Annotated in this window: 19 protein-coding genes; all 19 read right to left on the bottom strand. The window is 62.3% G+C overall.

The window, feature by feature from the left end; genetic code table 11:
- Positions 1-53: 53 nt before the first annotated feature.
- Positions 54-359, bottom strand: coding sequence for an urease subunit beta (locus AB4P90_RS03785; RefSeq protein WP_003188134.1), 306 nt, complete (start codon positions 357-359; stop codon positions 54-56).
- A complete protein-coding gene (locus tag AB4P90_RS03790; RefSeq protein ID WP_020301611.1) occupies positions 356-889 on the bottom strand; it encodes a GNAT family N-acetyltransferase in 534 nt (177 codons plus the stop codon). Before AB4P90_RS03790 ends, AB4P90_RS03785 begins: the two co-directional genes overlap by 4 nt.
- 5 nt (positions 890-894) lie before the next feature.
- On the bottom strand, positions 895-1,407 hold the full coding sequence (locus AB4P90_RS03795) for a GNAT family N-acetyltransferase (protein ID WP_019818288.1): 513 nt from the start codon (positions 1,405-1,407) through the stop codon (positions 895-897).
- 9 nt (positions 1,408-1,416) lie between these two features.
- Positions 1,417-1,719, bottom strand: coding sequence for an urease subunit gamma (ureA, locus tag AB4P90_RS03800; protein WP_003171437.1), 303 nt, complete (start codon positions 1,717-1,719; stop codon positions 1,417-1,419).
- A 92-nt stretch (positions 1,720-1,811) separates the two neighbouring features.
- Positions 1,812-2,651 carry an urease accessory protein UreD gene (locus AB4P90_RS03805; protein ID WP_014716708.1) on the bottom strand — a complete coding sequence of 280 codons (840 nt, stop codon included), beginning with the start codon at positions 2,649-2,651 and terminating at the stop codon, positions 1,812-1,814.
- Between the two features lie 30 nt (positions 2,652-2,681).
- Positions 2,682-3,380 (bottom strand): urea ABC transporter ATP-binding subunit UrtE, encoded by a 699-nt coding sequence (gene urtE / locus AB4P90_RS03810; RefSeq protein ID WP_034134779.1) that lies wholly within the window; start codon positions 3,378-3,380, stop codon positions 2,682-2,684.
- Positions 3,381-3,520: 140 nt separating this feature from the next.
- Complete coding sequence (gene urtD / locus AB4P90_RS03815; RefSeq protein ID WP_014716710.1) at positions 3,521-4,354, bottom strand: urea ABC transporter ATP-binding protein UrtD; 834 nt, start codon at positions 4,352-4,354, stop codon at positions 3,521-3,523.
- On the bottom strand, positions 4,351-5,418 hold the full coding sequence (gene urtC / locus AB4P90_RS03820) for an urea ABC transporter permease subunit UrtC (RefSeq protein WP_395605669.1): 1,068 nt from the start codon (positions 5,416-5,418) through the stop codon (positions 4,351-4,353). Before urtC ends, urtD begins: the two co-directional genes overlap by 4 nt.
- Positions 5,418-6,920, bottom strand: coding sequence for an urea ABC transporter permease subunit UrtB (urtB, locus tag AB4P90_RS03825; protein ID WP_395605670.1), 1,503 nt, complete (start codon positions 6,918-6,920; stop codon positions 5,418-5,420). The genes urtC and urtB overlap by 1 nt, the downstream gene beginning before the upstream one ends.
- 165 nt (positions 6,921-7,085) lie before the next feature.
- Positions 7,086-8,351: an urea ABC transporter substrate-binding protein gene (gene urtA, locus AB4P90_RS03830; RefSeq protein ID WP_003188149.1), complete on the bottom strand. Its 1,266-nt coding sequence runs from the start codon at positions 8,349-8,351 to the stop codon at positions 7,086-7,088.
- 194 nt (positions 8,352-8,545) lie between these two features.
- Positions 8,546-9,907 (bottom strand): PepSY-associated TM helix domain-containing protein, encoded by a 1,362-nt coding sequence (locus AB4P90_RS03835; protein WP_395605671.1) that lies wholly within the window; start codon positions 9,905-9,907, stop codon positions 8,546-8,548.
- Between the two features lie 118 nt (positions 9,908-10,025).
- A complete protein-coding gene (locus tag AB4P90_RS03840; RefSeq protein ID WP_014716715.1) occupies positions 10,026-12,086 on the bottom strand; it encodes a TonB-dependent copper receptor in 2,061 nt (686 codons plus the stop codon).
- Positions 12,087-12,179: 93 nt separating this feature from the next.
- Positions 12,180-12,581, bottom strand: coding sequence for a DUF2946 domain-containing protein (locus tag AB4P90_RS03845; RefSeq protein ID WP_032904023.1), 402 nt, complete (start codon positions 12,579-12,581; stop codon positions 12,180-12,182).
- A gap of 10 nt (positions 12,582-12,591) precedes the next feature.
- Entirely contained in the window at positions 12,592-13,074 is a 483-nt protein-coding gene (locus AB4P90_RS03850; protein ID WP_014716717.1) for a copper chaperone PCu(A)C, read from the bottom strand.
- A gap of 47 nt (positions 13,075-13,121) precedes the next feature.
- Positions 13,122-13,514 (bottom strand): DUF2946 domain-containing protein, encoded by a 393-nt coding sequence (locus AB4P90_RS03855; protein WP_003188156.1) that lies wholly within the window; start codon positions 13,512-13,514, stop codon positions 13,122-13,124.
- Between the two features lie 468 nt (positions 13,515-13,982).
- Complete coding sequence (locus AB4P90_RS03860; protein WP_014716718.1) at positions 13,983-14,306, bottom strand: DNA-binding protein; 324 nt, start codon at positions 14,304-14,306, stop codon at positions 13,983-13,985.
- 5 nt (positions 14,307-14,311) lie between these two features.
- Positions 14,312-14,644 carry a type II toxin-antitoxin system RelE/ParE family toxin gene (locus tag AB4P90_RS03865; RefSeq protein WP_019818285.1) on the bottom strand — a complete coding sequence of 111 codons (333 nt, stop codon included), beginning with the start codon at positions 14,642-14,644 and terminating at the stop codon, positions 14,312-14,314.
- Positions 14,645-14,700: 56 nt separating this feature from the next.
- The gene (locus AB4P90_RS03870) at positions 14,701-15,426 is read right to left on the bottom strand and encodes a cobalt-precorrin-6A reductase (RefSeq protein ID WP_020301605.1); all 726 of its coding nucleotides are present in this window, start codon (positions 15,424-15,426) and stop codon (positions 14,701-14,703) included.
- A complete protein-coding gene (cbiE, locus tag AB4P90_RS03875) occupies positions 15,423-16,628 on the bottom strand; it encodes a precorrin-6y C5,15-methyltransferase (decarboxylating) subunit CbiE (protein ID WP_395605672.1) in 1,206 nt (401 codons plus the stop codon). The genes AB4P90_RS03870 and cbiE overlap by 4 nt, the downstream gene beginning before the upstream one ends.
- Positions 16,629-16,656: the final 28 nt, after the last annotated feature.

Genomic DNA, 16,656 nt, shown 5'->3' on the forward strand with positions numbered 1-16,656 from the left:
CCCACAGGGGATTGCATTTCAACTGTGGGAGCTGGCTTGCCTGCGATGAGGCCCTAAAGGTCGCCCATGACCCGCCCTGCAAACCCAAATACCCGCCGCCCACCACCCAAATCCACCAACTCCACCTCCCGACGCTGCCCCGGCTCAAACCGCACCGCCGTGCCCGCCGGAATATTCAGGCGCATGCCACGGCTGGCCGCTCGGTCGAATTCCAGCGCGTCATTGGTCTCGAAAAAGTGGTAATGCGAGCCCACCTGGATCGGCCGGTCGCCGCTGTTGGCCACGCCGAGGGTGAGGGTGCGGCGGCCGACATTCAGTTCGATCTCGCCAGGCTGGATCTGATATTCACCAGGAATCATGCAGGTTGCCCCAGGGTCTTGAAGTAGATGGCGGTCGGGCTGTAGCGCCCGTCCGGGCTTTGGCAATAGTCGGGCAGCTCACCGATTTTGGTGTAGCGCAGCGACTGGTAAAAGGCTTCGGCGCCGGAGCCGGCCTCGGTGTCCAGGTACAGCAGGCCACGCTTGTGCTGGCGCGCGGCGAGTTCCAGGGTATTCATCAATTGCTGGCCCAGGCCATGGCGACGGGCGCTGCTGTGCACCAGCAACTTTTGCACCTCGGCGCGGTTCAGACCGTTGGCTTTCTGGCACAACGCCAATTGCACGCTGGCGATCACCTGCTCGTCGCGCACCACCACCCACAGCAGCAGGCTGGTGTCCTCGACACCGGCTTGCACGCCGCTCAGGTAGTCCCGGGCCTGGGCCTCATCGAAGTCGGCCATGAAGCCCACCGACGCGCCGTGCTGCACCGCGTCCAGCAACAGCTCGATCAAGCCCCGGCGGTAGTGGGCAAAACTTTCCGCATTGACTCGACGCAGTTGTGCAGCGCTCATCGATGTCACTCCTTGGGCGGTTGTGCGCCCGGGTTCAAGGTCAGTTGCATAAAGGTCAGGTCCAGCCAGCGGCCGAACTTGATGCCCACTTGCGGCATTTGCCCGGTAGTCACGAAGCCCAGGCGCTCATGCAGGCGGATCGAGGCCAGGTTGCCGCTTTCGATGGCGGCGACCATGACGTGCTTGCCGCAGCTGCGGGCGCGCTCGATCAGGGCCTGCATCAGGTGTGGGCCGAGGCCTTTGCCACGCTGGTCATTGCGCACGTATACCGAGTGTTCGACGCTGTAGCGGAAGCCTTCGAAGGGGCGCCAGTCGCCGAATGAGGCGTAGCCGGTGACTTCGTCGTTGTCCACCGCCACCAGGATCGGGTATTGCTGCGCCTGGCGCGCACTGAACCAGGCCTGGCGGTTGGCCAGGTCCACCGGTTGCTCGTTCCAGATCGCCGTGGTGTTCAACACCGCGTCGTTGTAAATGGCGCGGATTGCCGGCAGGTCGTGTTCGGTTGCATCACGAATCATGGCTGCGCCTCAGGCAATGGGCTGGTGGACGGTGACCAGCTTGGTGCCGTCGGGGAACGTGGCTTCCACCTGGATATCCGGGATCATTTCCGGGATGCCTTCCATAACCTGTTCGCGGCTGAGCAGGGTGGTGCCGTAGTGCATCAGGTCGGCCACCGTGCGGCCATCGCGGGCGCCCTCCATCAGGGCGGCGGAGATATAGGCGATGGTCTCCGGGTAGTTGAGCTTCACTCCGCGTGCCAGGCGCCGTTCGGCGACCAGGCCTGCGGTGAAGATCAGCAGTTTGTCTTTTTCCCGTGGGGTCAGGTCCATGGTTCAGGGTCCTTCATAAAATTCATTCTTAAATACATAGAAGATCCCATGTGAAGCTGATTTATGTGGGAGCTGGCTCCACAGTTTGATCTTCATGTGCTCCAGATTCTTGGTGATATCGCTTCCCTGCCGAGTACGGCCGGTCGCAAAAGCCGCCATAAATCAATCAACCACCCCCGCGCCAGCAGCGCTTCACTGGCCAGGCACCGCGCCACCAGCAAGCCGGGCAGTTGGGTCAGGTCACCGCGCACCGCGTGGGGCAGTGAGCGGCATTGTTCCAATAATTCAGGTTCGATCTCACCGGTCACCAACAATGTGGCAAACACCGGCTGCCCATCCAGCCCGATAGGCGAATCCAGCAACCCATCGGCGCCCACAATGCGCTGGCGCTCATGCCAGAGCAACTGGCCGTCGCGGCGAATGTCCAGGTGCGATTGGAAATGGCCCAGGTCGAACCGTTCGCCACTGGCCGGGCGCCCCAGGGCGACCACATCCCAATAGAACAACCGTGCATCGCCCAACAGCTCGATTCGCGTGGTGAGTTCGGCCTGGGCCGCGCTGAACACGATGGTTTCCTGAGGCAGCCATTCCAGGGTCGCGCCGGCTTCCACAGTCAGTTCAAGTTGCTGATACGCCGGGCCGCTGGCGCGGTACCACTTGGCGGCGCCGGGGCTGGTCAGTTGTGCCCAGGCACCCGTGCCCACATGGGCGCTGATATCCAGGCGATCGCCACCGGCAATCCCGCCGGGTGGGTGCACGATGATGTGCTGGCACACCTCGGGGCCTTCGGCGTACAAGTGTTTTTGCACGCGCAGCGGGCCAAGGTGGCGGCGCAATACCGGGCGTGTGGTGTCTTTGACACGCGCGTAGCCGAGTTCCAGTTCGGCGTGCCAGCTGGGCGTGAACAGGGCAGGGGTAATGGGCAGGTTCATGGCGTGTGCTTATCGTTAGGAGGCTACAGATTAGATGGTTACCAGCCCACGCACACCCTCGCTTTCCATATTTTCACCACGGCCCTGCTGCACGATTTCGCCACGGGACATCACCAGGTACTGGTCAGCCAGTTCAGCGGCAAAGTCATAGAACTGCTCCACCAACAGGATCGCCATGTCGCCGCGCTCCGCGAGCTTCTTGATCACCGCGCCGATCTCCTTGATGACCGACGGCTGGATGCCTTCGGTGGGCTCATCGAGAATCAACAGGCGCGGGCGGCTCGCCAGGGCGCGGCCAATCGCCAACTGTTGTTGTTGGCCCCCGGATAAATCGCCGCCGCGGCGGTGCTTCATTTGCAGCAATACCGGGAACAGTTCGTAGATGAAGGCTGGCACCTCTTTGGCTTCGGCGCCGGGGAAGCGCGACAGCCCCATCAGCAGGTTTTCCTCCACGGTCAGCCGCGCAAAAATCTCGCGGCCCTGGGGCACGTAGGCGATGCCGGCATGTACGCGCTGGTGCGGCTTGAAGCCGGTGATGGCCTTGCCTTCCCAGTTCACCGCGCCTTCCTTGGCTGGCAGCAGACCCATCAGGCACTTGAGCAGGGTGGTCTTGCCCACGCCGTTACGCCCGAGCAGGCAGGTGACTTCGCCGACCTTCACGTCGAAGGACAGCCCGCGCAGAATATGGCTACCGCCGTAATACTGGTGCAGCTTGTCGACTTGCAGCATTCTCAAAACCTCCTCAATCCCCCTGCGGGAACCGGATCAACTGTGGGAGCTGGCTTGCCTGCGATGCAGGCGACCCGGTGTGTCAGGTAAACCGCTATCGCAGGCAAGCCAGCTCCCACATACAGCCGTTCGTGTCAGCGTTAGCGGCCGAGGTAAACCTCGATCACCCGCTCATTTTCCTGCACCTGTTCTAGCGACCCTTCGGCCAGCACGCTGCCCTGGTGCAACACAGTCACATGGTCGGCAATCGAGCCGACAAACCCCATGTCGTGTTCCACCACCATCAACGAGTGCTTGCCGGCCAGGCGCTTGAACAGTTCGGCGGTGAACTCGGTCTCGGCGTCGGTCATGCCCGCCACTGGTTCATCGAGCAGCAACAGTTGCGGGTCTTGCATCAGCAACATGCCGATTTCCAGGAACTGCTTCTGGCCGTGGGACAGCAAACCGGCTGGGCGATGCACCGAGGCGGTGAGGCGGATGGTGTCGAGCACTTCCTCGATGCGGTCTTTTTGCTCGCCGTTGAGGCGCGCTCGCAAGCTGGCCCACACCGACTTGTCGGTCTTCTGCGCCAGCTCCAGGTTTTCGAACACGCTGAGGGCTTCGAACACCGTGGGCTTCTGGAATTTGCGCCCGATGCCGGCCTGGGCGATCTGCACTTCGCTCATGCGCGTCAGGTCCAGGGTTTCGCCAAACCAGGCCTTGCCGTGGCTGGGCCGGGTCTTGCCGGTGATCACGTCCATCAGCGTGGTCTTGCCCGCGCCGTTGGGGCCGATGATGCAGCGCAATTCGCCAACGCCGATGTACAGGTTCAGGTCGTTGAGGGCCTTGAAACCGTCAAAGCTGACGCTGATATCTTCCAGGGTCAGAATGGTACCGTGGCGGGTGTTGAGCCCTTTGCCCGCGACCTGGCCGATGCCAATCGCATCGCGGCCGCTGCCTGCGTCGAAAATAGGTTCAAGCATGACGTTCCTCATTTCTTCAGCAGGCCGATAACGCCCTTGGGCAGGTACAGGGTGACGATAATGAACAGCGCCCCCAGGAAGAACAGCCAGTACTCGGGGAAGGCCACGGTGAACCAACTCTTCATGCCATTGACCACACCGGCGCCGAGCAGCGGCCCGATCAGCGTGCCACGCCCGCCCAGCGCTACCCACACGGCGGATTCGATGGAGTTGGTCGGTGACATTTCGCTGGGGTTGATGATGCCCACTTGCGGCACATACAGCGCACCGGCAAGGCCGCACAACACTGCGCTCAACACCCACACGAACAGCTTGAAACCGCGTGGGTCGTAACCGCAGAACATCAGGCGGTTCTCGGCATCGCGCAGGGCGGTGAGCACGCGCCCGAACTTGCTCTTCGCCAGGCGCCAGCCGATGTAGAGGCTGGCCACCAGCAACAACACCGTGGCGAAAAACAACACCGCCCGCGTGCCCGGTTCAGTGATGCCAAAACCTAAGATGCTGCGGAAGTTGGTAAAGCCGTTGTTGCCGCCGAACCCGGTCTCGTTGCGAAAGAACAACAGCATCCCGGCGAACGTCAGGGCCTGGGTCATGATCGAGAAATACACGCCCTTGATCCGCGAGCGGAAGGCGAAGAAACCGAACACCAACGCCAGCACACCGGGGGCCAGTACCACCAGGCACAACGCCCAGAGGAAGTGGTCGGTGCCGGCCCAGTACCAGGGCAATTCGGTCCAGGACAAAAAGGTCATGAACGCCGGCAACTCGCTGCCTGCCGCCTGGCGCATCAAGTACATGCCCATGGCGTAGCCGCCCAAGGCGAAGAACAAACCGTGGCCCAGGGACAACATCCCGGCGTAACCCCACACCAGATCCAGCGCGAGGGCGACGATGGCGTAACAGAGAATCTTGCCCACCAGGGTCAAGGTGTAGGCCGACACATGCAGCGGGTTGTCGGCAGACAAGAGCGAGCACAGGGGCAACGCCAGCAGCAGGAGCAGGATGACTGCACCGACTGCAATCGTGACCTTGGGGCCGGCCTTTTGCGTGGCCGTAAGCATCAATGGCTGGTTCATCAGTCGATCACCCGTCCTTTCAGTGCGAAGAGTCCTTGCGGGCGTTTCTGGATAAACAGAATGATCAGCGCGAGGATCAGGATCTTGCCGAGCACGGCGCCGATCTGGGGGTCGAGGATCTTGTTGGCGATCCCCAGGCCAAAGGCGGCCATGACACTGCCGGCCAACTGGCCGACGCCGCCGAGCACCACCACCAGGAACGAGTCGATGATGTAGCTCTGGCCCAGCTCCGGGCCGACGTTGCCGATCTGGCTCAGCGCCACGCCGCCCAAACCTGCGATACCGGAGCCGAGGCCAAAGGCGAGCATGTCCACGCGCCCGGTGGGCACGCCGCAGCAGGCGGCCATGTTGCGGTTCTGGGTGACGGCGCGCACGTTCAGACCCAGGCGCGTCTTGTTCAGCAGCAGCCAGGTGAGCACCACCACGAACAGCGCAAAGGCGATGATCACGATGCGGTTGTACGGCAGCACCAGGTTGGGCAGTACCTGGATGCCGCCAGACAGCCAGGCCGGGTTCGACACTTCGACATTCTGCGCGCCGAACACCAGGCGCACCAGCTGGATCAGCATCAGGCTGATGCCCCAGGTGGCGAGCAGGGTTTCCAGTGGGCGGCCATACAAGTGACGGATGACTGTGCGTTCCAGCGCCATGCCGATGGCCGCGGTGACAAAAAACGCCACCGGCAACGCGATCAACGGGTAGAACTCGATGGCCTGGGGCACATAGCGCTGCATCATCAACTGCACCACATAGGTGGAGTAGGCGCCGAGCATCAGCATCTCGCCGTGAGCCATGTTGATCACGCCGAGCAGGCCGAAGGTGATCGCCAGGCCCAGGGCCGCCAACAGCAGGATCGAGCCCAGGGACATGCCGCTGAACGCCTGGCCGAGGATTTCACCCATCATCAGTTTGCGTTTGACCTGGGCCAGGCTGGTTTCAGCGGCGGTGTGCACGGCGGCGTCGGCTTCCACGCCTGGCGCCAGCAGCGCTTCAAGGCGCGTGCGGGCCAGCGGGTCGCCGGTGCTGCCGAGCAAGCGCACGGCTGCCAGGCGCACCACCGGGTCGGGGTCGACCAATTGCAGGTTGGCCAGGGCCAGGCTCAGGGCGCTGTGCACCTGCTCATCCGTTTCGGCGGCGACCTGCTGGTCGAGGAATTTAAGTTGTGCAGGCACCGCGCTTTTTTGCAGGGTGCGCGCTGCGTCCAGGCGCACCTTGGGGTCGGCGGCGAGCAGTTGCTGGCTGGCTTGCACGTTATTGATCAAGCCGCGCAGGCGGTTGTTCAGGCGCACGGTCTTGGTTTCGCCGTTGAGCATGAGTTGACCTTGCTCAAGGGCGTCCACCAACTCGATACGCGTTGGGTCGGGGTGGGCGGCCCAGTCCTGCAGGAGTTTGGCTTGCTGCACCGGGTTGGCGGCAAGGAAGTCTTCGGCGTCGCTGGCGTGTGCGCCAAAGGGCAGCACCAGCAGCACGGCGAGGATGAGGCGGTGGAGGGCAGTGGGCATAGCAAAATGTCCTGATCATGCGGGGACAGTGTGGGAGCAGGCTGTGTGGGGGCTGGCTTGCCTGCGATGGCATCGCTGCGGTGTGTCAGGCACACCGAGTTGTTTGCATCGCAGGCAAGCCAGCGCCCACAGTGACCATGTCCTACATTCGAGCTGTGGGGGGCGTTAGTTGCTCTTCACGGCATAGTCCGGCTTTTTGTCATTGCCCGGGATGTAGGGGCTCCACGGCTGCGCACGAATCGGCGCTTCGGTCTGCCACACCACCGAGAACTGCCCGTCGGCCTGGATCTCACCGATCATCACCGGCTTGTGCAGGTGGTGGTTGGTCTTGTCCATGGTCAGGGTGAAGCCCGACGGCGCGGCGAAGGTCTGGCCGCCCAGGGCTTCACGCACTTTGTCGACGTCAGTGGACTTGGCTTTTTCCGCCGCCTGCGCCCACATATGGATGCCCACATAGGTGGCTTCCATCGGGTCGTTGGTCACGGCTTTGTCGGCGCCCGGCAGGTTGTGTTTCTTGGCGTAGGCTTTCCAGTCGGCCACGAACTTCTGGTTCACCGGGTTTTCCACCGACTGGAAGTAGTTCCAGGCCGCGAGGTTGCCCACCAACGGCTTGGTGTCGATGCCACGCAGTTCTTCTTCACCCACCGAGAACGCCACCACCGGTACCTCGGTGGCTTTCAAGCCTTGGTTGGCCAGTTCTTTGTAGAACGGTACGTTGGAGTCGCCATTGACGGTGGAGACCACCGCGGTCTTGCCACCGGCGGAGAACTTCTTGATGTTGGCGACGATGGTCTGATAATCGGCGTGGCCGAACGGGGTGTAGACCTCTTCGATGTCTTTATCCGCCACGCCTTTGGAATGCAGGAACGAGCGCAGGATCTTGTTGGTGGTGCGCGGGTACACATAGTCGGTGCCGAGCAGGAAGAAACGCTTGGCGCTGCCGCCTTCTTCGCTCATCAGGTATTCCACCGCCGGGATCGCCTGCTGGTTCGGCGCCGCACCGGTATAGAACACGTTGGGCGACATCTCTTCACCTTCGTACTGCACCGGGTAGAACAGCAAACCGTTGAGTTCTTCAAACACCGGCAACACCGATTTACGCGACACTGAGGTCCAGCAGCCGAACACCACGGCGACCTTGTCCTGGGTCAGCAGTTGGCGGCCTTTCTCGGCGAACAGCGGCCAGTTGGACGCTGGGTCTACCACCACCGGTTCGAGCATCTTGCCGTTCACCCCGCCTTTGGCGTTGATCTCGTCGATGGTCATCAGCGCCATGTCTTTGAGCGAGGTTTCGGAGATCGCCATGGTCCCGGACAACGAGTGCAGGATGCCGACCTTGATGGTCTCGGCGGCCTGGACGGTCCAGGTCAAACCCATGGCGGCAATGGATGCCGACAAAGTGAAAGCCTTGATCAAGCTGCGACGCTTCATGGTGCGATCTCCGTGTACCGATAATTGTTGTGGGGCAGATACACAGGGCTTTGCAAGGGCTGTGCCTGCTACGCCAGACACGGGTTTACCGGCGGGTTCGGGAGGTAAAGCCGCTCCGTGGCGCACCAGGTTGGCGCCACGGAGGCCGTTGGGTGCACGGCAGGCTTCAAAAGAGGGCGTTGGGCGACAATGCTTCAGGCGTTTGCGCTAATGCGTGACAGCAGCAAGCGATCCAGCGCCCACACCAGGACCAACGAAGCCCCTACCAACGGGAAAATGATCGCCAGCCCGAGCATGATCGCCATCGCGGTTTTCCACTTGGGCAGGTCGTGGCGCAGCGGCGGTACACCCAGTCCACCCTGGGGCCGGCGCTTCCACCAGATCACCACGCCGCTGACCGCACTGAGCAGAATCATCAGGCAGATCACCAGCACGATCAGTTGGTTGACCCAGCCGAACATCTTGCCTTCGTGCAGCATCACGCCGGTCTCGGTGGCGCGTGCGACCAGGTTGTAATGATCCCAGCGTACATCGGCCAGGACCTTGCCGGTGTACTGGTCCACGTGCAGGGTGGCGTCGTTGCGCGGGTCGTCGGCGAACACCGCGACGGTGAATACACCGGAGGCGGTGGTGGGGAAGGTAACGCTGTAGCCGGGCTCGACCTTGCGTGTGTTGGCCAGGTCGACCACCTGTTGCAGGCGCACCGTGGGTGCGGCCGGGCCTGCGTGCATTGCGCCGTGATTCATATGCTCGGCGTGGTCGCCGGACATTGGCATCGGCGTGTTTTCCAGGGCCCAGGGCACGGTTTGCTGGGTGGCCGTGTTGAGCACACGGGCCTGCTGGTCGGACTGCGGCACGCTGTTCCACATCGCGGCTGGGAAGGTGTTCCACAGGTCGGCGTATTGCTTGCCCCAGAAGCCGGTCCAGGTCATGCCGCTGAGCAACATCACCAGCAGGAACGCTGCGCCCCAGAAGCCGGCGACAGCGTGCAGGTCACGCCAGAACAAGCGGCCACGGCTGCCGAAGCGCGGCCATAACACGCCGGCCGAGGACTTGCCCCGCGGCCACCACAGGTACAGGCCGGACACCACCAGCATCACGCCCCAGCCAGCGGCCAATTCGATCAGGCGATCGCCCACGGTGCCGATCATCAGTTCGCCGTGCAGGGCGCGGACGATGGCTTGCAGGTTGTTGTTTGCGTCTTGCTCACCGAGGACGGTGCCGCGATAGGGGTCGATGAACACCGTCACCTCGTGGGCATCGTTGCGCATCACGAACTGCGCGCTGCGAGTGGCGCCGGCAGGGGGCAGGTATTTGCTGATCGCGGCGTGGGGGTAGGCGGCCTGGGCGCGCTGCAGTTGCTCGTCGGCGCTCAGCGCATGTTCGGCGGCGGGCACGGTGAGCAGGTGGCCGTACATCAGCGGGTCGAGCTGGGGTTTGAACAGGTAGATGATGCCGGTGAGGGCCAGCAGCACCATGAAGGGGGCGACGAAGAGGCCGGCGTAGAAGTGCCAGCGCCAGGCCAGGTTGTAGAAGGAAATTTTTTGTGTGGTCATCGGCTGCTCCGCATAAGGCTTTTGATTTTTCTTGGTCTGTTACACCGTCATCGCAGGCAAGCCAGCTCCCACAGGGGACTGTATTGCACCTGTGGGAGCTGGCTTGCCTGCGATGCTTTTAGAAGCTCATGTCCACCTTGGTCCAGAGCGTACGCCCCGGCTCCTTGATGGCCTGCGGGTCGTTGGCTGGGTAACCGAAGCCTGCGTTACCGGCCAGGTTCAGATGCTCGGCGTAGGCCTTGCCAAACAAGTTGTCGACGCCGGTGCTGACCTTGAAGTGCTTGTTGATGCGGTAGGCCGCGTTCAGCGAGAACACGCCGAAGCCGCCGCTCTTGTCGTAGTCCTTGCCGACCACGTTGCCTTTGTTCGGGTCGATACGGTGTTGCGCCGCGACCACCCTCCACAACGCACCAGCGCTCCAATCGTCTTCGCTGTAGGTCAGGCCCAGGCGCGTGTCCAGCGGTGGCATTTGTGGCAGGGCCTTGCCGTCGCTGCTGTTCTTGCCCCAGGCATAGGCGAGGCTGGCGTCGGCTTTCCAGTGTTGGCTCAGCTTGTACGCTGCGCCCACTTCGCCGCCCATGATGCGTGCGTCCACATTGCGCGCCTGGGAGGTGGTGCCCATCATGCCGGGCCTGTAGTCGAACAGGATGAAGTCGCGCACCTGGCCGACATAGCCCGACACCCAGGCTTCCAGGTCGGCGCTCTTGTACTGGGCACCGAAGTCGAGCTGGGTGGTTTTCTCGGGCTTCACGCCGTCGAAGGCATTCACCGAACCGGCCGCGCCGGTGTTGGGGGAAAACAGCTCCCAGTAATCCGGGAAACGTTCCGCGTGGCCCAGGCCGGCATACAGCGTGGTGGGGCTGTCCGCCAGGTCGTGCTCATAACGCACAAAGCCCGAGGGCAATGTATCGGCGCGGGTGTCGCCGGCGGTCGGGTTCGGGCGCGACATCATTCCCGAGCCGGTGCGTTGACGGAAGTCCTTGGCCGAGGCGCGGTCCAAGCGCGCGCCGGTGATCAGGCGATCGTTGTCGGCGGCGTACCAGGTCAGTTCGCCGAACACACCGTAGTTGTGGAAATTGGCGTCCTTGTTGCGCGGCAAATCCTTATACGTGTCGATACCCATGCTGCTGCGCGCACGGTGTTCATTGGTCTGCGCATCCAGGCCGCTGATCAATTGCACATCCGCCCAGCGCCAGGTGGCCTTGATGCGTGCGCCAAGGGTGCGGCGGTCGACGTTGGACGCCATGGGGCCCGCCATCATGCCGGTGCCCGAAGGGACACGCAGGCTGTAGTTGTCCATCACATGATCGGCGTAGTTGTAGTAGACCTGGGCCTCGACCTTATCCAGCACCTCACCGATATTGGACTTTTCGAAACGCAGCCCCAGGCTTTCGCGCAGAAACTGCGAGCCGTCCATGCCGCGCCCGGCGTAGCGCGCCTCGCCGTCGCCACGCCCGGCGGTGAGTTCCAGCAGGGTGTCGGCGTCGGGCGTGAAACCCACGGCCACGTCACCGTTCCACTTGTCATAGCGCGAGGCGACGGTGTCGTTGTTGCCGTCCTTGTAATCGTCGGCATGGGCCTGGTTGCCGATCACCCGCACGTAGCCCAATGGCCCGCCGGCAGCGGCATCGATGACCTTGTCGAAACGCCCGTTGGAGCCGGCCAATACGCTGGCGTTGACCCGTGTGCCCAGCTCGCCGAACTGCTCCGGCTCACGCTCGAACAGGATGGTGCCGGCAGACGCGCCCGGGCCCCAGAGCACGGTTTGCGGGCCTTTGATCACGGTGAGCTTGTCGTAGGTTTCCGGCGAAATATACGAAGTTGGCGCATCCATGCGGCCCGGGCAGGCGCCGAGCATCATGCCGCCGTTGGTGAGGATATTCAGGCGCGAGCCGAACATGCCGCGCAGCACCGGGTCGCCGTTGGTGCCGCCGTTGCGCACCAGGGCGAAGCCGGGGATGGTCTTGAGGTAGTCGCCGCCATCGCTGGCGGGCACCGGTTGGCGAGGGTCTTTGGGGTTGGTGACCACGGTCAGCGGTGAGCTGGGGGCGATCGCGGTGATGACGGTGGGGCTCAGCTCATGCTCGTCGGCGTGAGCGTGGGCAGCCAATAGTGCGCCGCATAAGGCGGTGAGCAGGGCAGTACTTCCCAAACGGGTGTCAGCAGAAAACCTGGACATGACAAATTCCATCAATCAATCGTAAACAACACGGCCAGCAGCCTGCGGCTGTCTGTCTAAAGTCGGCCGGGGTGAAGTAACGCTGTGAAGGGCTTACGAAACGATGGGCGGCGCACGGCTACGGGCGCCGGGGAAGATGCTCTGCCGGGAATGGCCCAGGCGCGTGGCGGGTGTGAGGGCGTTGGCGGGCGGCGGGGTGCCGAGGGCCACGAACGACACACTGCCGGGCAGGGCCGGGCAGCTGAATAGCAGGTCGCAATAGCCGCACTTGGCCCAGAGTGCGTGGTGTTCGGCTGGAGCTTGGGTGTGATGGGATTTACCGTGGTCGCTCGGCATATCCATGGGCATTTCCATGGACATACCGGCGTGATGATCCATCGGCATCGCCTGGGAAATCAGCGGACCGATAAAGATCATCAGCATGGCGAACAGGCTGATCCAACTGCCGCGCTTCACGCGGTAGTGGGGAGACAACCTGGCGCGAGGAGCGCCCATCGAGGTTGGCTTACTGAGCGTGCATATGCTCGTGGCCAGCCATCGGTGGCGCTTTGTGCACCGACACTTGCACCTCGACCTTGCCGGCTTTCTCGAAGGTGAGGGTCAGCGGGAATTGCTTGCCATCGGCGAGCAGGCTGCGGTCCTTGAGGCCCAGCAGCATGACGTGATAGGCCATTGGCGCGAAGGTCAGTTCACCCTTGGCTGGTACGGCCACGTTGGGCACCTGTTGCATCTTCATCAGGTCGCCTTGCATTACGTGCTCATGCAATTCGGCTTTCTCCGCCAAGGGCGTCTCGGCACTGAGCAGGCGATCTGCCGTCTCCCCAGTATTGTGAATCACAAAGTACGCCGCGACGGTGGGCGCATTCGGCGGCAATTCCTGGGACCAGGGATTGCTGACCTCCAAGTCGCCGGCCTTGTAGTCATCGGCATTGGCAGCACTGAACACCGGCAGCAGCAACGCGGCCAGAAGCAGGGAAGATTTAAGCATGGCAGTTCTCCAGAACGGTTCTAAACGCAGTTCACTTGCGAAGAAGATCAGACCGTTGGAGAGGCGCGGGGGTTAAGGCTTGGCCATTGCTGGCGCGGGGTGGGATTGCGCAATAAGCGCGGCGGCAGGCTCTGCACCGCCTCGAAGCGCGTCACATACAACTGCGGCACATGCCCTGGCAACGCCACCAACGGCGCCGAACCCGAGCAACACCAGCAATGCTGCATAGCCGAGTGATCATCCGGCGGCGCCGGGATTTCCAGCTTGCCCAGGGCAATCGCCTTGAGGCTCGCGCCATTGGACGAACAGAACCCGCCCCACATCAGACGCTTGATCGGGTCATCCGTCTGCTGCATCGCACTGGCCAACGGCATGGCAAACGCATTGAACAGCACTGCAAGGCAGGCGATCCAGGCAATTGCAAAGCGTTGACGGGCCATGGCGGATAATCCGTAGGGTTAAACGATCAGGCGGGTATTTAGCCTGATCGGGCGGGATAAGTAAAAAGGGCGGGTGTGGTTTGGTGTCGCAGTGGTGGGTTTGAGGATAGACGAGAACGGCCGCTTGCCAATTTTGCAGAAGGGACGCAGCGTACCAGGCGGGCTGATCGTTCCCACGCTCTGCGTGGGAATGCCGCGTTGGACGCTCTGCGTCCGCTTTTAAAGCCGTGACGCGGAGCGTCACAGGATGCATTCCCACGCGGAGCGTGGGAACGATCAAGTCAGGTATAGGGCTTTTTCCAGCCAATGGTTGCGCAGTTGATTGAGCTAGCGCCTTGGCTGGCTGATCTACTACCGTCATTTGATAACGCAATTCCAAAGTGTGTGCGGGCTTGCTCGCAAAGCGGTGTGTCAGTCGCTGGATGTTTTGGCCGACACACTGCCTTCGCGAGCGAGCCCGCTCCCAAATTATGCAGCGGGTACGCCGTGGACCTGCATATCGACACCCAGGGCTTTTCTAATCACGGCAAAAATCGCCGCAAGGTTATCCATGCTGGGGTTGCCGCTGGCCGAAAGCATTCGGTGCAGGCTTTTGCTAGGTTTGGCGGTTTGTTTCGCAAGGCCTTCAAAGCCTACTGTGGCGTTGACTAAATCACGCAGGATCACGCGAGAGATTTCCGGCTCGCCATTGAGAAATAGCGTAGCGGCCTCGTCGAGAAGCGCTTGGGCGAATGCAGGGTCTCGCTGGGCACGTTCAGCGATGGTGTGTTTGTAGCTACGGGTAAGCGCCATGCTGGTCACCTCTTTTGTTTCAATTTCTTGTCACGCTGATACTCGTTAATCAGCGACTTTACGACCTTGATATCGCGCTTTTGACTGGACTTATCACCACCACCGAACAGGATGATTAATCGATGTCCTTCTCGTATCAAATAGATTCGCAAGCCGGGTCCCCAGTCGATACGGTATTCGCCTAGCCCATCGAACCACTTGATGTTGCTGGTGTTGCCTGTTTCAAGCCGAACTAAAGCGGTTGAAACTCGAGTTGCCGCTGGGACACTCAAGGATGAAAACCACTCATCGAACGGACTGGAATCGTTGTCGCGTTGGTATTCTTCGATCTCAATCATTAGCCGTCCTGAAGGTAACAAATAGGTTACTAATCAAGCAAGCGAGCGATCCTGACTCATCGAGTGAAGTTTGCCAACGCGCTGAGTGTTTCTTCAGACGACAGGAATTCCCTATCTACTTGAGCCAACATCGGCCGCTTCAACACCAACACCGGCACCCCACGCTCACGCGCCACTTCCAGCTTCGGCTCGGTGGCGGTGCTGCCGCTGTTCTTGCTGATCAGCACATCAATTCGCCGTTCTTCGAATAACGCCCGCTCGTCCTCGATGAGGAACGGCCCGCGTGCGCCGATCACTTCACAGCGCTTGTTGCCCGGATACACATCCAGCGCGCGCAAGGTCCAGAACTGCTCGGCGGGGATTTCGTCGAGGTGCTGCAAGGGTTCGCGACCCAAGGTGAACAGCGGGCGCTTGAAGGGTTTGAGCGCTTCGACCAGTTCGGCCCAGTCGGCGACCTCTCGCCAGTCATCCCCCGGCTGCGGCTGCCAGGCCGGGCGGCGTAATGCCCAGCAAGGTACGCCGCATGCCCTTGCAGCCTCGGCCGCGTTGCGGCTGATCTGCGCCGCATACGGGTGCGTAGCATCAAGGATCAGGCTGATGCGTTCGGCACGTACAAACTGCGCCAAGCCTTCACTACCGCCGTAGCCGCCGACCCGCACCTGGCAGGTGAGGTCGGTGGGTACGCGGCCCACGCCGGCCAGGCTGTAGACGTGTTCAGGCCCCAAGGTGCGGGCGATGGCCAGCGCTTCCGTGACCCCGCCCAGCAGCAGAATTCTTTTCATAGCGGCTTGATCACTTCCAGCAACGTGATCGGCAGCGCCTGGCGCCAGGTATCGAACTCGCCCAAGGGCTGCGCCTGGGCCACATGGATGCGGGTCAGTTCGCCGCCATGCTCGGCACGCCAGTTCATCAAGGTCATTTCGCTTTGCAGGGTCACGGCATTGGCAACCAGGCGGCCACCGGGGCGCAGGTGTTGCCAGCAGGTATCGAGCACGCCGTCGCGGGTGACGCCGCCGCCGATGAAGATGGCGTCTGGTGTTTCCAGGCCGCTTAACGCCTCCGGCGCCTTGCCGCGAATCAGTTGCAGACCGGGCACCCCGAGGGCGTCGCGGTTGTGTTCGATCAGGCCTTGGCGGCCGGTGTCGGCTTCAATCGCCAAGGCACGACAGCTGGGATGGGTGCGCATCCATTCAATACCGATGGAGCCACTGCCCGCGCCCACGTCCCATAACAGTTCGCCCGGCATGGGCGCGAGGCGGGCGAGGGTCATGGCGCGCACATCGCGCTTGGTCAGTTGGCCATCGTGTTTGAAGGCTGAGTCCGGCAAGCCGGCAAGACGCGACAGACGCGGTGCGTTCGCATCCGCCAGGCAGTCGATGGCGACCAGGTTCAAATCGGCAACCGTAATGTGCTCCCACGCTTGCGCGTGCCCGTCGATACGCCGTTCAGCCGGGCCGCCCAGGTGTTCAAACACACTGATGCGGCTGGGGCCAAAACCGCGCTCGGTTAACAACGCAGCAATCAAGGCGGGACTGCTGCCATCATTGCTCAGTACCAACAAGCGCACACCACTGGCCAAATGCGTGTTGATTGCCGCCAATGGCCGCGCCACTACCGACAATGTCACCACCTCCTGCAACGGCCAGCCCACGCGCGCCGCCGCCAGGGATACCGACGAGGGCGCGGGCAAAATCGTCAACTCCTCAGCCGCCACTTGCCGGGCCAGGCTGGCGCCGACGCCATAGAACATCGGGTCGCCACTGGCCAATACGCACACAGGCTCTCCACGCCGCGACAACACCGGCTCCAGGGAAAACGGGCTCGGCCACAGCTGGCGCTCGCCACCAATACACTGCGGCAGCAGGTCCAACTGGCGCTGAGCACCTATAATCCGCGTGGCGCGCAGCAAGGCATGCCGGGCATTCCTGCCCAGGCCTTTGAAGCCGTCTTCACCGATGCCTACAACCGTCAGCCAGGGCGACATATCAATTCCTTGAACGACATCCGACGGG

Source organism: Pseudomonas sp. B16120, from assembly GCF_044218845.1.
Lineage (GTDB): Bacteria > Pseudomonadota > Gammaproteobacteria > Pseudomonadales > Pseudomonadaceae > Aquipseudomonas > Aquipseudomonas paracarnis.